At 63.1% G+C, this 17,289-nt stretch carries 14 protein-coding genes and 2 pseudogenes; 8 read left to right on the forward strand and 8 right to left on the reverse strand.

From position 1 onward, the window contains the following. Window positions 1-126 precede the first annotated feature (126 nt). From AB4Y34_RS28875 to AB4Y34_RS28890, 4 genes and pseudogenes are all read right to left on the reverse strand, one after another. Window positions 127-549: pseudogene (locus AB4Y34_RS28875) on the reverse strand (ABC transporter substrate-binding protein); the annotation flags it as partial. 207 nt (window positions 550-756) lie between these two features. After that, window positions 757-1,434, reverse strand: coding sequence for a carbonic anhydrase (locus AB4Y34_RS28880; protein ID WP_368717930.1), 678 nt, complete (start codon window positions 1,432-1,434; stop codon window positions 757-759). A gap of 9 nt (window positions 1,435-1,443) precedes the next feature. After that, window positions 1,444-2,766 (reverse strand): DUF2254 domain-containing protein, encoded by a 1,323-nt coding sequence (locus AB4Y34_RS28885; RefSeq protein WP_176378188.1) that lies wholly within the window; start codon window positions 2,764-2,766, stop codon window positions 1,444-1,446. 206 nt (window positions 2,767-2,972) lie between these two features. Next, on the reverse strand, window positions 2,973-5,744 hold the full coding sequence (locus AB4Y34_RS28890) for a glucosidase (protein WP_176378187.1): 2,772 nt from the start codon (window positions 5,742-5,744) through the stop codon (window positions 2,973-2,975). Between the two features lie 359 nt (window positions 5,745-6,103). Between AB4Y34_RS28890 and AB4Y34_RS28895 the strand changes: the two are divergent. Then, window positions 6,104-6,298, forward strand: a pseudogene (locus AB4Y34_RS28895) (2Fe-2S iron-sulfur cluster-binding protein); the annotation flags it as partial. Window positions 6,299-6,437: 139 nt separating this feature from the next. Here the strand turns inward: AB4Y34_RS28895 and AB4Y34_RS28900 are convergent. Next, window positions 6,438-7,370: a helix-turn-helix domain-containing protein gene (locus AB4Y34_RS28900; RefSeq protein ID WP_368717931.1), complete on the reverse strand. Its 933-nt coding sequence runs from the start codon at window positions 7,368-7,370 to the stop codon at window positions 6,438-6,440. A 122-nt stretch (window positions 7,371-7,492) separates the two neighbouring features. Here AB4Y34_RS28900 and AB4Y34_RS28905 point away from each other — a divergent pair, with 122 nt between their 5' ends. The 6 genes from AB4Y34_RS28905 to AB4Y34_RS28930 all read left to right on the forward strand — a co-directional run bounded on the left by AB4Y34_RS28905 (window position 7,493) and on the right by AB4Y34_RS28930 (window position 14,077). Further along, window positions 7,493-8,338, forward strand: a complete 846-nt coding sequence (locus AB4Y34_RS28905; protein WP_368717932.1) for an SDR family NAD(P)-dependent oxidoreductase — start codon at window positions 7,493-7,495, stop codon at window positions 8,336-8,338. A gap of 34 nt (window positions 8,339-8,372) precedes the next feature. After that, window positions 8,373-10,094 carry an FAD-dependent oxidoreductase gene (locus tag AB4Y34_RS28910; RefSeq protein ID WP_368717933.1) on the forward strand — a complete coding sequence of 574 codons (1,722 nt, stop codon included), beginning with the start codon at window positions 8,373-8,375 and terminating at the stop codon, window positions 10,092-10,094. Next, window positions 10,091-10,438, forward strand: coding sequence for an NIPSNAP family protein (locus AB4Y34_RS28915; protein ID WP_368717934.1), 348 nt, complete (start codon window positions 10,091-10,093; stop codon window positions 10,436-10,438). Before AB4Y34_RS28910 ends, AB4Y34_RS28915 begins: the two co-directional genes overlap by 4 nt. 424 nt (window positions 10,439-10,862) lie before the next feature. After that, a complete protein-coding gene (gene pdhA, locus AB4Y34_RS28920; protein WP_368717935.1) occupies window positions 10,863-11,978 on the forward strand; it encodes a pyruvate dehydrogenase (acetyl-transferring) E1 component subunit alpha in 1,116 nt (371 codons plus the stop codon). After that, window positions 11,971-12,951: an alpha-ketoacid dehydrogenase subunit beta gene (locus AB4Y34_RS28925; RefSeq protein WP_368717936.1), complete on the forward strand. Its 981-nt coding sequence runs from the start codon at window positions 11,971-11,973 to the stop codon at window positions 12,949-12,951. The genes pdhA and AB4Y34_RS28925 overlap by 8 nt, the downstream gene beginning before the upstream one ends. Before the next feature lie 4 nt (window positions 12,952-12,955). After that, complete coding sequence (locus AB4Y34_RS28930; protein ID WP_176378182.1) at window positions 12,956-14,077, forward strand: dihydrolipoamide acetyltransferase family protein; 1,122 nt, start codon at window positions 12,956-12,958, stop codon at window positions 14,075-14,077. A 13-nt stretch (window positions 14,078-14,090) separates the two neighbouring features. Here AB4Y34_RS28930 and AB4Y34_RS28935 read toward each other — a convergent pair whose 3' ends face one another. The 3 genes from AB4Y34_RS28935 to AB4Y34_RS28945 form a co-directional block, all read right to left on the reverse strand. Then, window positions 14,091-14,345: a hypothetical protein gene (locus AB4Y34_RS28935; protein WP_255208671.1), complete on the reverse strand. Its 255-nt coding sequence runs from the start codon at window positions 14,343-14,345 to the stop codon at window positions 14,091-14,093. Between the two features lie 14 nt (window positions 14,346-14,359). Then, on the reverse strand, window positions 14,360-14,605 hold the full coding sequence (locus AB4Y34_RS28940) for a hypothetical protein (RefSeq protein WP_176111163.1): 246 nt from the start codon (window positions 14,603-14,605) through the stop codon (window positions 14,360-14,362). A gap of 145 nt (window positions 14,606-14,750) precedes the next feature. Next, window positions 14,751-15,719: a PDR/VanB family oxidoreductase gene (locus AB4Y34_RS28945; protein WP_176378181.1), complete on the reverse strand. Its 969-nt coding sequence runs from the start codon at window positions 15,717-15,719 to the stop codon at window positions 14,751-14,753. Between the two features lie 211 nt (window positions 15,720-15,930). Between AB4Y34_RS28945 and AB4Y34_RS28950 the strand changes: the two genes are divergently transcribed. After that, window positions 15,931-17,277, forward strand: a complete 1,347-nt coding sequence (locus tag AB4Y34_RS28950) for an MFS transporter (protein WP_176378180.1) — start codon at window positions 15,931-15,933, stop codon at window positions 17,275-17,277. Window positions 17,278-17,289: the final 12 nt, after the last annotated feature.

A 17,289-nucleotide genomic window follows, 5' to 3' on the forward strand; every position in this document is an offset into this window, starting at 1 on the left:
TGATCCTCAGGAAGCTGAGGCTTTTTTACGCCGCTGTTCTGGCCGCTTTGCTCAACCGCTCAATCGCTGTCGAATACCAGCCGTGAGGGCAAGCGCCGTCCAAAACGAATTATTCAGACCCGACTAGTTATCCGGTTGATCGGTGAACTGCTTCGTCAGGACACTGCCAGTCGCGACGTTGTTGAACACCGGGATCTTCGCTTCCTGGAAGAAGCGTTGAGACGCGAGTGCCACGCCGGTATTGATGTAGCCCACCACAGCAGCCACTTTTTCCTTGTTGATCAGCTCTTGCGCGATCTGTACGCCGCGTTCATTTTTCGCTTCGTCGTCGCGCTCGACCAGCACGATCTGACGGCCAAGTACGCCACCGGCTTTATTGATTTCCGCGGTGGCGAGCCGCACGCCGTCGCGCATGCTCACGCCCATCGAAGACGAACCGCCGGTGAAAGGCCCGTCGACACCGATCTTGATCGGGTCGGCGGCGTAACTGACGTCAATGAGGGCACACAACGCGAGCGCGCTCACGACGCTCTTCAAGCGAATTCCCATACTGTCTCCGTAGCATGTCTTTTTTTGCACAGAGCCTGGAAGCGGCTTCCATGCACGCCGACTGGACGTTCTCAGGGAGCCTGAGCGCCCGTCGTGACGGAGTATGGAATTGTTAATATATATGTAATATTCGGACTTACCCGCGTGGTGCAATAGCGCGGTTATTGGCAGCGCCAATCCGGTCCCGTCGCCAAGCCCGGCAAACCATCACCTCGCCCGTGCCGCAAGGCGCGCAATGATCCGCTCAGCCATTGCGCGATCGATGACTTCGAATGAACGGCTCGTGCGCTCATAGGCATACATGGCGCCAGTCGCGATATCGAACCACCAGCCGCTCAATACGAGTGCCCCGGCGGTGACTTGCTGGCGGACGATCGGGTAGGTCATCAGGTGCTCGAGCTGCACGAGCACGTTGAGTTGCGACAATTGATCGTGCGCTTTCAAGCTGTCATCGAGCGGACCTTCCTGTTCGAGCCGAAACGCCGCGGTGTTGGCGTGGCATAGCCATTTATCGAGGTTTGGCGATTTCAGCTTGGCGTTGCGTGAGAACACGGCCTTCATCGCGCCGCACTCAGAATGCCCGCACACGACGATATTCGCGACTTTCAACACCAGCACCGCATATTCGATTGCGCTGGCCTCGGAAAGATCTCCGGTGGAGACACCGTCCGCAGTGGCCGGCGGGATCAGATTGCCCACGTTGCGCATCGTAAAGAGATCGCCGGGATGGGTCGATGCCAGCAGGTCCGGCACGACGCGGCTGTCCGAGCAGGTGATGAAGAGCGCATCGGGAGTCTGCGCGAGCGCCAGTTTGCTGAACTGCTGTGCGTATTGCGGCAGCATCTTCTCCCGGAACTCGACGATGCCCATGATGAGTTTTCGCACGATCGCCTCTCAAACGACGGGTTGCCTTGCCGCCGAGGTCTCCGAGCCTCCAAGCCCTTGCGAGTCCGGGATACGGGCCAACGCCAGGTCCTCCGGAAATGGATGCCTCACGCCGATCTCACGGTCCAGCAGGGTCAGCTCGACCCGCAATGCGTCGTGACGATGCTCAGGCAAGCACTGGAGGAGATTCTCTATCGCCGCGCGCTGACGCCGCGCGATCTGGATGCTGCCCGCGCCATACTGACGTATCTCGCGAAAACTGATATGCACGAAATCCTCCCAGTTCGGCGTTCGAAAGATGACGCACACGCGGCCAGACTTATCCCTGATCTCTTCGGTGTACAAAGACCGTTTTCCGACTACGCGCAATAGCCGCTGTAGTTGATCGATGGCCAGCACGGCAGTTGTGGGATCGTTGATCGCGGCCGATAACGCCTTCAGCGCAATATCGACGAGGATGCGGAACGCGAACATGGGATCCTGTTCCATCGTGCGTTCGGTCCCAAAGGCGACCAGCGTACGCAGCCGGTTTTCATCGATTGCGCCCGCGTCCCCGTAGAGATAGAACAAGGGTTCGTCCACCGCGACGAAATCGCCGACTTGCGGCACGAATTCGACAACCGAGTTCGTGCGCCTCGCCTTGGCAACGAGTCTTTCGAGATTCACGCCCAGAACGATGCCGGATGTACCGCTGTGGCGAACGATGCGATCAGGCACGCCTCGCTGGCGGTCAAGGCACGGCGGGGCGATCCGGCCCGTCGCCGGCGCGGGATAAACGCTTTCGATGACCGCGATCCCGTGCTCTCCGACTCGCGCCACGAGGCTGACTGGACGCAGAAATTTCGCCGCATAGTCGATCAGGAAAAGGAAGGCGACGACGGAAGCGAATCCGAATAGCGCTGCGATGAATACCTGAAGCTGGTGCACCTCGCTGTCACCCATCCAGCCCAGGGTCCTGTTGGCGAATAGAAGTGTGAAAACGAACAATCCCGAGATATTGCGGATCACGTTGTCGCGCAGCAAGGTCGTCGCGATGATCCGCGGGGTGTATTGACCGCCAGCGACCTGGATCGCGACGAGCAGCGACCCGAAGGTAAATACCAGAAACGCCAGGTCCGCGGAAACGATGTCGCCGACAAGCGACCGCGCTCCAGTCATGGACAGCCCGAAAAGGCCAGTTTTTGGATCGAGGATGTCGTGTCCGATCAACCACCTTCCCAGCATTTCAGTGAGCGGCTTCACCACCGCATAGATCGCTACTGCGACGAGCGGTACCGTCCACAGGGAAGACCTGAGGTAACTCTTTAGGCTGTACCAGCGGTTCCAGTCCATGATTGCACGGTTCCTACGTCGCGATTCGCCTCGGACGATGAAAACGAGACTCCTCGGGCACGTGGAGTCTCCCCAACCAATAAGACACGCGACCTTCAGGTCGGTCAATGAGACTTTGGTCCGACAGCTCGACGCCTGAGGATGCGAAACCGCGCGACGACGATGACGAGCGATCGTTATGAAGAATGGCCGCAGGTGAGCGTCGTCTAACGCGCCATCGTGGGGAGTGCGTCTTCGGCGACTGGCGCTCCCGCCCGCACATCTTCGGCAGCGGCGGCGGTATCGGACGCCACATGGGCCAGCTTCATCAGACGCGGCTGCAGCAGCAGCGCGACGAGACCGCTCCAGCCCGTCTGATGCGAAGCGCCGACGCCACGCCCGCTGTCGCCGTGAAAGTACTCGTGGAAAAGCACGAGATCGGACGAACGCGGATCGGCCTGCAACTGCGGATAAGCCGCCATCACCGGTCGCATGCCGTGCTCGTCCTTCAGAAAGAGGGTGGTGACACGCCGTGCGAGACCGTCGGCGATCTCGCTGAGCGAGCACCGCTTGCCTGACCCCGTCGGATACTCGATGCGGAACTCGTCGCCGTAGTAGCGATGGAATTCATACAGCGATTCGATCAGCAGATAGTTGACGGGCATCCACACGGGTCCGCGCCAGTTCGAATTGCCGCCGAATACGCGCGAATCCGATTCGGCCGGCTGATACTCGATGCAGACATGCGCGCCGCCATGATCGAACTCGTACGGTGTATCGCGATGCACACGTGACAGTGCACGCACGCCGTGATCGGACAGAAATTCTTCTTCGTCGAGCGCGCGGCGCAGCAGCGCCGTCATCCGGTATCCGCGCAGCAGCGACAGCAGCGTGGTATTGCCCTTGCCGGGTTCGGTCCAGCGCGACACCAGCTTGGCCAGGTTCGGCCGGTGATCGAGAAACCACGCGAGCCGTTCTCGCAAACCGGGCAGATGGCCGTATATCCGTTCTTCGAGCACATGCACGGCGAACAGCGGAATCAGGCCGACGATCGAGCGAACGCGCATCGGCACACGCGTTCCATCCGGAAGATGCAGTACGTCATAGAAGAATTCGTCGCGGCCGTCCCACAGCCCTGTTCTGCAGCCCTCGCTGCAACCGACGGCTTCCGCGATATACAGGAAGTGCTCGAAAAACTTCACCGCGATTTCCACGTACGCGTTGTTCGTCATCGCGAGCTCGAGTCCGATCTGCATCAGGTCGAGCGCATACGAGGCCATCCACGCGGTGCCGTCGGCCTGGTCGATGCGGCCGCCGGTCGGCAGCGGCGAAGAGCGGTCGAAGATCCCGACGTTGTCGAGCCCGAGAAAGCCACCCTGGAAGATGTTCCGATCCTCCGCATCCTTGCGGTTGACCCACCACGAAAAGTTCAGCAGCAGCTTGTGGAACATCACTTCGAGAAACTGGTGGTCGCCGACGCCCGTGACTTCACGGTCGAGTTCGTACACGCGCCATGTCGCCCATGCATGAACCGGCGGGTTCGCGTCGCCGAACGCCCATTCGTACGCGGGCAATTGTCCGTTCGGATGCATGTACCGTTCTTTCACGAGCAGCAGCAACTGTTTCTTCGCGAAGTCGGGATCGATCATCGCGAACGCTGCGGCATGAAACGCGAGATCCCACGACGCGTACCACGGGTATTCCCACTTGTCCGGCATCGAGACGACGTCGCCGTTGCACATATGCCGCCAGTCCGCATTGCGACCGTACCGGCGTCCTTTCGGCGGCTTCGGCTGACCGGGGTCGCCGTCGTGCCAGCGCGTCACGTCGAACTGGTAGTACTGCTTCGTCCATAGCATGCCGGCGAGCGCCTGGCGTTGCACGAGCCGTGCATCGGCGTCGGCGATGTCGTGCTGGAGCGCCGCATAGAACTCATCGGCCTCCGCGATCCGGCGCGCGAACAGCGCTTCGAAGTCGAGCGGCGCGTCGTCGCGCGTGATGCCCGCTAGTGTCGCCGGACGCCAGCGCAGATACAGCACCGCGCGCTCGTGCGGCGCGAGCGACAGCGCCACATGCGCGGCGGCGCGGGTGCCCGCGTCGCGGCGTATCGCCTGCTCGTCGCCATCGACGAGGTAATCGTTGAAGCCATCCTTGAACGGGCCCGCGCCGGCGATGCCGAAAATGCGGCGCACATTGGTTTCGTTTTCGCAGAACAGCCATTCGATCGGCTGCGGCGCCGAGGCCGTGACGATCATCGCGCCCAGCGCGGGATTGTGCGCGATCACGCGCGCGCCTTCGGCGGACTGCGTCTCGAGCGTCAGCGAGGGCCTGCCGGGCTTGCCCGACCAGGCCCAGCGGTTGCGCGCCCAGAACAGCGGCAGCACATGAAGTGGCGCGTGCTGATCCGCGCGATTTTCGACGCTGATGCGCATCACGATGTCGTCGGGTGTGTGCTTCGCGTATTCGACCCAGACGTCGAAATAGCGATCGTTGTCGAACACGCCGGTATCGAGAATTTCGTATTCGGGCTGATCGGCGCCGCGCCGGCCGTTTTCGCCGATCAGGTCCTGATACGGATACGCATCGTGCGGGTACTTGTAGAGCATCTTCATGTACGAGTGCGTCGGCGTGCCATCGACATAAAAGTAAAGCTCCTTCACGTCTTCGCCGTGATTGCCCTGCGCATTGGTCAAGCCAAACAGCCGCTCCTTCAGGATGGAGTCGCGCCCGTTCCAGAGCGCGAGCGACACGCACCAGTCGAGTGGATCGTTGCCGAATCCGGCAATGCCGTCCTCGCCCCAGCGGTACATGCGGCTGCGCGCCTGATCGTGGGGGAAATACTCCCAGGCGGTTCCGTAGTCGCTGTAGTCCTCGCGAACCGTGCCCCACTGCCGGTCGCTCAGATAAGGCCCCCACCGGCGCCAGCAGTCCAGGTCCGGGCCATGCAGACGGATTCCTTCCTTCGAACGGAGCAGATCGTTGGCGTGTAGCGATGACATGAGACCTCCCAAGCTGGGATCGACTGCCGAACACTTTCAGTGCGTGAGTCCCCGCCGGTCCTGTGGCGCATGCGCTGCCGGGCGGTATCTGGATGATAGGCGCCGTTTAGCCTTATTGAGTTCGGCTCCGAACCAGGGAGGTGCAGATTACTAGCGCCATCGGGCATCCATCACGATGCACGTTTTGTCCAGGCAAACGTCGTCTCTGTCCGTTGCGGGGAACGCGGCTCAGGCTCTAAATTGGCGCCATTAAGCCCAACTGGCGCTTGCGCGAGAAACAAGATTACCTCGCGCGCCACCCGCGCGAACATACCGACAGCGAAGCGGACTGTTCGGACGGCTCTGGAGGAGACACCGGCATGGCCCACCAGATAACCCTCCGTTTTGAGGACAAAGTGACCCGCTTCATCGACTGCGAGGAGGGCGAGCGCGTCACCGATGCCGCCATCCGCGCCAGGATCAATATCCCGCTCGATTGCCGCGATGGTGTGTGTGGCACCTGCAAGGCGGTCTGCGAGTCCGGCGAATACGTTCTGGGCGACTGTGTGGAAGAGATCGGCCAGATCGCGCTCGATCCGGCCAGGCCGATCCAGTATGTGCGGGGCAACAATCTGACCAACTCCGGGCCGGAGCATCTGTTCGCGAAGCTGGGTGCGTTGTCGTCCTGACGCGGATCAGGGGGGCGAAAGCGAGTCAGTTCGCTCTCGCCTTTTCAGGTGGCAAGGATCGATCGTGGGCCGCGGAGCGGTATTCGGTTGGCCGCAGTCCCGTCTGCTTGCGGAAGAAGCGTCCGAAATACGCCTCGTCCTGAAAGCCCAGTTCGCTGGCGATCTGCTTCACGCTGAGCGTCGAATAGCCGAGCAGCCGCTTGGCCTCATGGATCGAGCGTGCATCGATCGCCTCGATGGCCGAGACCCCGAACGTAGCGCGGCAGATGCGGGAGAGCTGGCCGGTGGTCACGCCCATCTCGCCGGCATAGCTGGCGACCGGGCGCCGCTCACGGCAATGGCGGTCGAGCAGGGCGCGGAACCGTTCGATTCGCGCGGCCATCGTGCGCTGCTCGGAACTGGCCGAAAGCCGGGCGCTCTCGCTGAGACGCCCGATCTTGACGAACAGCGTGATGGTGAGTGCGGCGCCCGCGGTGAACTGCCAGCGCTCGTGGCTCTCCGCCTCGTGCCCGATCGACTGAAACAGGGTGTCCAGAGATGTGCCGCGCTCCACGTCGGGATCGATCGACAACACCGTCGGCGTGCGGATGAATTCCAGCAGCTCGGGCGCGGCCGTCATCGCCAGCGATTCCAGCGCGGACTGCGCGGCGGTGATCACGTGACCGTCGATGTCGCTGCGGAAGTGAAAGCCGTGGACCGAGCGCGCCGGCACGACGACCAGGCATGGCGCCTGGACGGCCCAGGTCTTGCCGTCGATGAAAGTCTCGCCGCCGCCGGCGGTGACGTACAGCACCTGGATCAGCGCATCGTGGACGTGCGGTTCGATGTCGAAATCGAAACGCCCGGCACGCAGTGGAATGCGCTCGTAATGGACCATGTCGACCCAAGGCTGGTCGGCTTCCGCGCCATAGAGCGCGAAATGCAGCACGGTCCGGCGGCGCTGCTGGTCAGAGGCCATGATGCACGTTATGTCCTGCTCTATGTCGACTCTGTCCATTGTTCCACAGGCGCTCGACGCGTTCAATGGCGATACGGATATCAGGAAGCGTAATCGCATACGTATTTCAGGAAGGTAATTACATGAGACAGGAACTTGAAAATCGCGCAGCGGCCTCGACCCCGTACGCGCTGAACTTGCACGGAAAGGTCTGCGTGGTCACGGGTGCGGGCAGTGGCATTGGTGCCGGCATCGCGCGCGCCTTCGCCGCTGTCGGCGCACACGTGGCGCTCGTGGATCGGAATCTTGCCGGTGCTGAAGCTGTCGCCGCCGAGCTTCGGAAGGCCGGTGCGGTCGCGCAGGCGATCGGCTGCGACGTGTCGGACGAAGCTTCGGTTGCGGCAGCTGCCGACAAGGTTCGCGCGGAGCTCGGGCCGGTCAGCGCGCTCGTCAACAATGCAGGGCTGCTGCGCGCCGGCGCGCTCGAGACGGTCTCGATCGAGGACTGGAACCAGGCCATCGCCGTCAACCTGACCGGCTATCTGCTGTGTGCCCGGGCGTTCGGGCGCGGCATGCTGGCGGCGGGCAAGGGCAGTATCGTCCACGTTGCGTCGATTGCGTCGCTCAATCCGCAGACCAATAGCGGTTCTTATAGCCCGAGCAAAGCGGGCGTGCTGCTGCTGTCGCGGCAGTTGGCGGCGGAATGGGGCCCACGCGGCGTACGCAGCAACTGCGTGCTGCCCGGCATGATCCGCACCGCGCTGTCCGCGAAGTTCTACGAGGAGCCCGGCTTCGAGGCTCGCCGCGCCGCCGCCACCGCGAGCCGCCGCATCGGCGAGCCGGAGGACCTGGCCGGCCCGGCGCTGTTCCTCGCTTCCAATATGGCTGCCTACGTCAATGGCGCGGAGGTGCTCGTCGACGGCGGGCTCGATTGCATGCTGATGGACATGGTTCCGCGCCCCGGCTTCAACGCTACCGCGGCCGCGTGAGCGCCATCACACCTCAACGACAAGGAGATTGGATATGACCAAGGAGATCACCTGCGATCTGGTCGTGGTCGGATCGGGTGCCGCGGGCCTCGCCACTGCGATCACCGCACGCAAGCGCGGCCTCGATGTCATCGTGCTCGAGAAGGAGCCCGTGTTCGGTGGTACGACCACGCTGTCGGGCGGGGTCTTATGGATTCCGCTCAGCAAATACGGCCGGCAGCAAAACCCGGCCGACACCGTCGAGCGCGTGCGCGAATACATGATGAGCGAGATGGGCAATAACTACGATGCCGCCGCGGTCGAGTGCTTTGTCGAGAACGGGCCGAAAATGGTCGAGTTCTTCGAGCGCGAGACCGAGATGAAGTTCGTGCCCACGCTCTATCCGGACTATCACCCGGATGCGCCCGGCGGCGTCGACATCGGCCGCTCGATCCTCGCCGCGCCCTATGACATTCGCGGGCTGGGCAAGGACATGCGCCGCCTCAAGCAGCCGCTCGAGACGATCACGTTCATGGGGATGATGTTCAATTCCTCGAACGCGGACCTCAAGCACTTCTTCCGCGCGACCAGGTCGATCGTCTCGTTCCTCTATGTGGCGCGCCGTCTGGCTACGCACATCAAGGAACTGGCGCTCTACCGGCGCGGAATCAACGTCACGAGCGGCAACGCGCTCGCCGCGAGGCTCGCGAAGTCGGCGCTGGCGATCGACATCCCGATCCTCACTTCGACGCCCGTGAAGGAACTGCAGAGCGAGAGCGGCAAGGTGACCGGTGTGCGCGCGAGCGCCGCGGCCGGTGAGCTTCGAATCACTGCCCGGCACGGCGTCGTGCTGGCTTGTGGCGGCTTCCCGCACGATCTGAAGCGCATTGCGCAGGTCTATCCACATGTGAAGCGTGGCGGTGAGCATCTGTCGCCCACGCCCGTCGGCAATACCGGCGACGGGCTGACCCTGGCGGAGAAGGTGGGTGGTGCCGTGAAGCTCGGCTTCGCCGATGCGGCGGCCTGGATGCCTGTCTCGAAGGTGCCCTTCGGCAAGAGCCGCACTGGCGTGTTTCCGCATCTGCTCGACCGGTATAAGCCCGGCGTGATCGGCGTGCTGCGCAGCGGTCAGCGCTTCACCAATGAATCGAACTCCTACCACGACGTTGGCGCCGCTTTGATGCGCGCCTGCGAGGGTGAACGGGAGACGGCGATGTGGCTGATCTGCGATAAGGTGGCGCTGGGCAAGTATGGACTGGGCTATGCCAAGCCCGCACCGATGCCGGTGGGGCCGCTGCTGCGCAAAGGCTACCTGATCAAGGGCGACACGATCGGCGAGCTGGCGCGCAATTGCGGCATCGCTCCCGATGCGCTCGAACTGACGGTCCATGCCTACAATCGCGATGCCGAGCGCGGAGAAGACCCGGCGTTCCATCGCGGTCGCACCTCGTTCAACCGTTATCTCGCCGATCCGGACCACAAGCCCAATCCTTGCGTTGCGCCTATCGCGACCGGCCCCTTCTATGCGGTGAAGGTGGTGATGGGCGATCTGGGCACCTTCGACGGCCTCAAGACGAGCGTGACTGGGTCGGTGCTGCGGGCCGACGGCAGCGAGATCGAGGGCCTTTACGCGGTCGGCAATGACCGGCGCAGCGTGATGGGCGGCAACTATCCGGGCGCCGGTATCACGCACGGGCCGAATATGACGTTCGGCTTCGTCACCGGTAACGCGATCGCCACCAAAGCCATGACTTCCAAAGAGGAGGTGGGCGCATGAATACACGCTCCATGTATCTGGCAAAGCCCCTGTTGGATTTCCGGGTCTACACGATCGCGCTACGCAACATGCCCGAGTTTCTCGACGTGTTCGACAGGCTCGCGATGCCAATCCTGCTCGAGACGCTTGGACATCCGCTCGGCTTTTGGACGAGCATGGTCGGGCCGCAGAACCAGTTCACCCACCTGTGGGGATATGACGATCTGGCCGACTACGAACGACGGTGCCTGGCACGCGATACGCACCCGGACTTCCCCGCCTATCTGAAGGCATCGGGCCATCTGATCACGGCGCAGGAGACACGGCTCATTCGCGCCACCGCGCTGGATAGCGTCGCAAAGTAAGCCGAAGCTGTCCGCCGAAGCGGGCTCCATCGCGGAGCCCGCGTGCTTCTCTCACAGAAGAGGCGGCTCAGGTCTGGTTGCCCCACAGATCGTCGATCGGGCGGATCGCCAGCAAGTATCCGTTCGCACTGCGCGACGCAACGAATGAACTGGCCCAGCTGAGCAATATGGCGGGATTTCCGGGTCGGTCGCCGCTCGGCAAGGGATGGAGAATTTGCGGGCACATCGCTGCGCGCATGCTTCTCCACCTGCATTGACGCGCACTACGCAGCAGAAAATTTCGCACCTTATCCCCGCTTTCTCTGTCAAACGATAAGCCGCCCGAACCGCCGTTCAGGGCGCCGGCACTTCCGCGCCTACAGGCACGGGTTGTGCACGTGATCTCCTGCACGCATTCGACATCGGACGAATAGGGAGGGCGGTCATGACCACGACTGCCAGTTTTCACATCGGGTATACGCGATATCTCGGACCCGAAAGCGAGCCCGTGCAGCCATTGCCGGCCTTCGCGCGGGAACCCGAGGCGCTGATTTCCCTCTATCGCGCGATGGTGCTGACCCGCGCATTCGATACCAAAGCGGTCGCGCTGCAGCGCACCGGCAAGCTCGGCACATTTGCATCGTCGGTGGGGCAGGAGGCGATCGGGGTGGGCGTCGCGAGCGCGATGCAGGCCGATGACGTGCTGTTCCCTTCATATCGCGATCATGCGGCGCAATTGCTGCGCGGCGTCACGATGACGGAAAGCCTCTTGTATTGGGGCGGTGACGAACGCGGCAGCGACTTCAGCGTGCCGCGGCTCGACTTTCCAAATTGCGTTCCTATCGGCACCCAGGTGTGTCATGCCGCCGGCGCGGCCTACGCGTTCAAGCTGCGCGGCGAGCCGCGCGTCGCCGTGACGATCTGCGGCGATGGCAGCACATCGAAGGGCGACTTCTACGAAGCGATGAACATGGCGGGCGTCTGGCAGGCCCCGCTCGTGCTCGTCGTCAACAACAACCAGTGGGCGATCTCGGTGCCGCGCAGCAGACAGAGCGCGGCGCAGACGCTCGCGCAGAAGGCAATCGCGGCGGGCATCGACGGCTTGCAGGTCGACGGCAACGATGTGATCGCCGTGCATCAGGTGATGCATGCGGCACTCGCGAAAGCGCGCCGAGGCGACGGCCCGACGCTGATCGAAGCGCTCAGCTATCGACTCGGCGATCACACGACGGCCGACGATGCAACGCGCTATCGCGACTCGGATGAGATTCAGAAGCAATGGGAACAAGAGCCGCTGCTGCGTTTGCGCAAGTATCTGATGCGGATGAACTTCTGGGACAAAGCGCAGGACGAGCAACTCGGCCGGGCGTGTCACGCGCAGGTCGAGGCAGCCGTCGAGGCGTATCTGGCTGTGCCGCCCCCCGATACTTCCGCGATGTTCGATCACCTGTACGAGACGCTGCCGCATGCCATGCGTGAGCAACTGGAAAGCGCGCAGCGATTCGCGCCGATCGCGGGCAATGGTCGGCATGGTCAGAACGGAGGCAACGGCCATGGCTGATCTGAACATGATCGATGCGCTCAATCTGGCGCTCGCGTACGAACTCGAGCACGATCCCGCCGTCGTGCTGCTCGGCGAGGACATCGGCGTGAACGGCGGCGTGTTTCGCGCGACGGTCGGCCTGCAGGCACGCTTCGGCACGCAACGCGTGCTCGACACGCCGCTCGCCGAGGCAGCGATCGCGGGCACCGCGATCGGCATGGCGGCGATGGGACTGAAGCCCGTTGCCGAGATCCAGTTCAGCGGGTTTCTGTATCCGGCGATCGATCACGTGCTCAATCATGCGTCGCGTCTGCGGCATCGGACCCGCGGACGCCTCACCTGTCCGCTCGTGATCCGCACGCCGTGCGGCGCAGGCATCCATGCACCCGAACATCACTCCGAAAACCCCGAAGCGCTGTTCGCGCACATTCCCGGCTTGCGCGTTGTCACGCCTTCGTCGCCGGCGCGCGCGTACGGGCTGTTGCTGGCCGCGATTCGCGATCCCGACCCGGTGATCTTCTTCGAGCCGACGCGCCTCTATCGGCTGTTCCGGCAGACAGTGGAAGACAACGGCGAAGGGCTGCCGCTCGACACCTGCTTTATGCTGCGCGACGGCTCGGATGTGACGCTGGTGTGCTGGGGCGGTGCCGTGCAGGACGCACAGGGCGCCGCCGATCTGCTCGCGCAGGAAGGCGTGATGGCAGAAGTGATCGACGTCGCGACCCTCAAGCCAATCGACATGAACACGATCCTGGCCTCGGTCGCGAAGACGGGTCGCTGCGTGATCGTGCACGAGGGTTCGCGCACGGGCGGCATCGGCGCGGAGATCGCCGCCAATATCGCCGAGCGCGGACTTTATTCGCTGCTCGCGCCTGTGCAGCGCGTGACCGGCTACGACGTCGTGGTGCCGCTGTACCGGCTCGAGAATCAATACATGCCTGGTGCCTCGCGCATCGTCGCCGCGGTGCGGCAAGCTATGGAGGCGTCATAAAGCCATGAAAATCTTCAAACTGCCGGACCTCGGCGAAGGCTTGCAGGAAGCGGAAATCGTCGAATGGCATGTGAGCGACGGCGATGAAGTGCGGGCGGATCAACCGTTGCTGTCGGTCGAAACGGCGAAGGCGATCGTCGAGATTCCGTCGCCGCAATCCGGCCGCATCACGAAGCTGTTCGGACGGACGGGCGATATCGTGCATCTGGGCGCGCCGCTCGTCGCGTTCGAGGGCGAGGCCGATGATGCAGACGCGGGCACTGTCGTCGGCCATATGGAAGTTGGCCAGCATGTCGTGCAGGACGCGCCTGCGTCGCCTGGCACGGGCGGTGGCGTCAGCGCGGGCGGCGGTGTGATCAAGGCGATTCCGGCGGCGCGCGCGCTGGCGCGCAAGCTGGATGTCGATCTCTCGATGGTGACGCCGTCCGGCCCGGAAGGCGTCATCACGGCGGCTGACGTACAGCGCGTCGCGAAGATACTTGGCGAAGTCGGTCCGCCCGAAGTGCTGCGCGGCGTGCGGCGTGCGATGGCGCACAACATGGCGCGAGCGCAAAGCGAAGTGGCCGCCGCGACCGTGATCGACGATGCCGACATTCACGCATGGCCGCCGCACACCGACGTGACGATCCGCCTGATCCGCGCGCTGGTCGCGGGCTGCCGCGCCGAGCCGGCACTGAACGCATGGTTCGACGGACATACGGGGCGACGCCACGTACTTGAGAAGATCGATCTCGGCATTGCCGTCGATCTGCCCGATGGGCTTTTCGTGCCGGTGCTGCGCGACGTCGCGCATCGCGATGCGGCGGATCTGCGCGGCGGTCTCGACCGGATGCGCGCCGATATCCGCGCGCGCAAGATTCCGCCGGAAGAAATGCGCGGCAACACGATCACGCTGTCGAACTTCGGGATGATTTCGGGGAAGTACGCGGCGCCCATCGTCGTGCCGCCCACCGTCGCGATCCTCGGCGCGGGGCGCATCCACGAACAGGTCGTCGCGGCAGACGGCGCGCCTGCCGTGCACCGGATCTTGCCGCTCAGCCTGACGTTCGATCATCGCGTCGTGACAGGCGGCGAGGCGGCGCGCTTCCTGGCGGCGACGATCGCGGATCTGCAGAACGCGTGGTAGCGGTTAGCGTGCGCTAGGCGTGATTCGCCAGCATCGTATCGATAAGAGCGCGAGCCTCGCGGTCGATGCACGTGAGCGCAACGCTCTCCGACTCGTAGGTGACGGGATCGGCGAAGTCGCCGGCGACATGTTGTTTTCGTGTCCTTCTGCGTAACGACCACGTGACGCGATAGGTCAGCGCGATGCCATCGGACAAACGGGCCGTGCGTGGCTCCATGTGCGCTTCGATGACGAATCCGCGATAGCGCCCGACGATGTGACGTTTCATCGATCGATGAACGATCAGGCAGCCAGGCGGCCTATCCCCATTTCCGGACGGCGCAGGCCCGGCGGGAACACGTGCCATGTGCCGTCGGCATGGCGAAAGAAGAAGAGTGAAAACGTCCCGGACGGCCGATCGATCTGGATGCACACGCGGCATGTGCCGCCCGAGCGGCAGCGGTCGAGCAGACGCACGCACGCCCCGCGGCCCCGCGTCGGGCCTACGAGTTTTTCGACCTCGGAACGCAGTGACCTGTTGCCCGCCATGATTTTCCCTTCGATATCCGATGAGTCGATGCTATGGATATCGGCGCGTGCGTCCAATCGGCGCGGGCGGAATGTCGTCTCAGGAAGCGCTGATTTCGGCCGTCAGGATTTCCTGAATCAGGACCAGCACGCGGAACGGCAATATTCAAAGATCCAGAACCAGCTCCGCGGATTTCGCTCGCGACACGCATACCATGATCTGCGTATCTTTCTCGTCGTCGCGCAGCACCAGATCACGATGATCCGCCTCCCCTGAGCACAGCGCTGTCTTGCACGAGCCGCAGGTGCCGCTTTCGCACGAACTCGGCACGCGCACGTTTGCATCGCGCAGCACCTCGAGGATCGAGCGATCGGCCGGAATGTCGAACGAAGTGCCGCTGCGCGAAAGCCGCACGGTGAACGGCGTGCTTTCGCGTGCATTCGCATTGCTTGCGCCGAAGCTCTCGAAATGCACCGTGCCCGACGGCCAATGGCCGGTCATGTCCCGCACGGTGTCCATCAGCGCCTGCGGGCCGCAGCAGTACACGTGTTGCGCCGGCTTCGACCGCTCGAATACGGGCCAGAAGTCGAATGCTTTCGACGGGTCGCCGTGATCGTGATGAATCTTCACGTCGGAACGCCATTCTTCGCTGGTCAGTTCATCGAAGAAAGCGGTTCCCTCCGGATCGCGGGCGAGGTAGTACAGCTTGAACGAGCGCAGGCCTTCCGCCCGCAACTGCCGCGCCATCGACAACATAGGCGTGATACCGATGCCGCCCGCGACGAGAACGAATGACTTGGCGCGCTCATCGAGGGGAAACTCGTTGCGGGGCAAGGAGACGTCCACGGCGTCACCCTCGGCCGTATCGTCGATGAAGCTCATCGAACCGCCGCGTCCGTTGCTGTCACGCTTGACCGCGATGACGTAACGATCGCGCTCCTGCGAGTCATTGCACAGCGAATAACTGCGTCGCGAACCGTTGGGCACCACGACGGTCAAGTTCGCCCCCGCCTCGAACGCCGGCAGCGGCGCGCCTTGAGGGTCGGTCAGTTCAAAGCGCCAGATGTCACGGGCGATCTTCTCCTTGCCGGCAATCTTCAGTCGAAGAAAACCGTCTTCGAGTGGGGGCGTCATGTCTGTCTCCTTCTGACCAGTCCAGTCTTGCGTTGCATCAACATGGACGCATCTTATTGCTAGATCTCTAATGATGCAAGTCAAGGCGCACGATTTTTCGCGGTGTTGCTCTCGGTATAAACCCGTGCTTGTCAGCGACATAAAGCCGCCGTAACCTGAATATTAGAGCTCTAATCAAACTATCCAGAAAGAAATTCGGAGAGATTCAGTCATGGCACATTCAACGTTGCACTCAGGGGACCTATCCCTGTCTGCCATAGCCGATTCGGCGGCGGAGGAGGCGACATACCGCAAGATCACGCTGAGGCTAATGAGCTTTCTTTTCCTGTGCTGGGTCCTCAACTATCTCGATCGCGTCAACGTCAGCTTCGCGCAGCTACAACTGAAGCACGATCTCGGGTTGAGCGACGCGGCGTACGGGCTCGGCGTGAGTCTGTTCTTTATCGGCTACATCCTGCTCGAAGTGCCGAGCACGCTGCTGCTGCGGCGCATTGGCGCCCGCAAGACCGTCACCCGGATCATGCTGCTGTGGGGCGGCATCTCCACTGCCATGGCTTTCATGACCGCTCCGTGGCAGTTCTATCTCGCGCGCACGCTCCTCGGCGCGGCCGAAGCGGGCTTTTGGCCCGGCATCATCCTCTATCTGTCGTACTGGTATCCGGCGAAGCGCCGCGCTCGTATCACATCGCGGTTCCTGCTGGCGATCGCGGTTGCGGGGATTATCGGCGGCCCGCTTTCCGGGTTCATCCTGCAAAACTTCATGGGCGTCTGGGGTTTTCGCAACTGGCAGTGGCTGTTCTTCCTTGAAGGCTTGCCGGCCGTGATTGCCGGTGTCGTTGCCTACTTCTACCTGATCGACCGACCGCAGGATGCGAGGTGGCTGACCGAGGAGCAAAAACGAATCGTCATCGGCGCGCTCGACGAGGAAGGCCGCAGCAAGCCGCATAACTCGCCGAGCACGCTCCTCGCGGCGCTGCGCGACCCGCGCGTGTACGTGATTGCCGCGGGCTGGGCCACGGTGCCCATCTGCGGAACCATCCTCAACTACTGGACGCCCACGATCATCAAGCAGTCAGGTGTTTCCAACCTGCTGCAGATCGGCTTCCTGTCGGCGCTGCCTTATATCGTCGGCGCGGTCGCCATGCTGCTGATCGCACGCAGCTCCGACCTGCGGCTCGAGCGCCGCTGGCACTTCGTGCTGTCGACGACAGCGGGCGCCACGGGCGCGGTGCTCCTGACGGTGCTGACGAACAACTCGGTTGCCGCCATCGCGTGCCTGAGCCTCGTTTCGGTGAGCTATTTCGCGGCCGCAGCCATTATCTGGACCATTCCGCCGAACTACCTGAAGGGCGCGGCGGCCGCCGGCGGGATCGGCGTGATCAGCAGTCTTGGCCAGGTGGGCGCTTTCTTCGCACCAATAGTCCTCGGCTGGGTGAAGAGCGCGACCGGCAGCTTCTCGGCCGGCATCCTGCTGGTCGCGGCGCTCGTTTTCATCGGCGGCATCGCCGTCTTCTTCGGCGTGCCGCGCGAGCGTCAGGCACAGCAATCCGGCGCGTGACGATGCACGCGA

Source organism: Paraburkholderia sp. BR10954 (assembly GCF_040965775.1).
Taxonomy (GTDB): Bacteria; Pseudomonadota; Gammaproteobacteria; order Burkholderiales; family Burkholderiaceae; genus Paraburkholderia; species Paraburkholderia youngii.

Coding starts and splice junctions, on each gene's coding strand:
- AB4Y34_RS28950 (WP_176378180.1), top strand. CDS start 15,931: ATGGCACATTCAACGTTGCACTCAGGGGACCTATCCCTGTCTGCCATA.
- AB4Y34_RS28885 (WP_176378188.1), bottom strand. CDS start 2,766: ATGGACTGGAACCGCTGGTACAGCCTAAAGAGTTACCTCAGGTCTTCC.
- pdhA (WP_368717935.1), top strand. CDS start 10,863: ATGACCACGACTGCCAGTTTTCACATCGGGTATACGCGATATCTCGGA.
- AB4Y34_RS28925 (WP_368717936.1), top strand. CDS start 11,971: ATGGCTGATCTGAACATGATCGATGCGCTCAATCTGGCGCTCGCGTAC.
- AB4Y34_RS28900 (WP_368717931.1), bottom strand. CDS start 7,370: ATGGCCTCTGACCAGCAGCGCCGCCGGACCGTGCTGCATTTCGCGCTC.
- AB4Y34_RS28905 (WP_368717932.1), top strand. CDS start 7,493: ATGAGACAGGAACTTGAAAATCGCGCAGCGGCCTCGACCCCGTACGCG.
- AB4Y34_RS28915 (WP_368717934.1), top strand. CDS start 10,091: ATGAATACACGCTCCATGTATCTGGCAAAGCCCCTGTTGGATTTCCGG.
- AB4Y34_RS28910 (WP_368717933.1), top strand. CDS start 8,373: ATGACCAAGGAGATCACCTGCGATCTGGTCGTGGTCGGATCGGGTGCC.
- AB4Y34_RS28940 (WP_176111163.1), bottom strand. CDS start 14,605: ATGGCGGGCAACAGGTCACTGCGTTCCGAGGTCGAAAAACTCGTAGGC.
- AB4Y34_RS28935 (WP_255208671.1), bottom strand. CDS start 14,345: ATGAAACGTCACATCGTCGGGCGCTATCGCGGATTCGTCATCGAAGCG.
- AB4Y34_RS28890 (WP_176378187.1), bottom strand. CDS start 5,744: ATGTCATCGCTACACGCCAACGATCTGCTCCGTTCGAAGGAAGGAATC.
- AB4Y34_RS28930 (WP_176378182.1), top strand. CDS start 12,956: ATGAAAATCTTCAAACTGCCGGACCTCGGCGAAGGCTTGCAGGAAGCG.
- AB4Y34_RS28945 (WP_176378181.1), bottom strand. CDS start 15,719: ATGACGCCCCCACTCGAAGACGGTTTTCTTCGACTGAAGATTGCCGGC.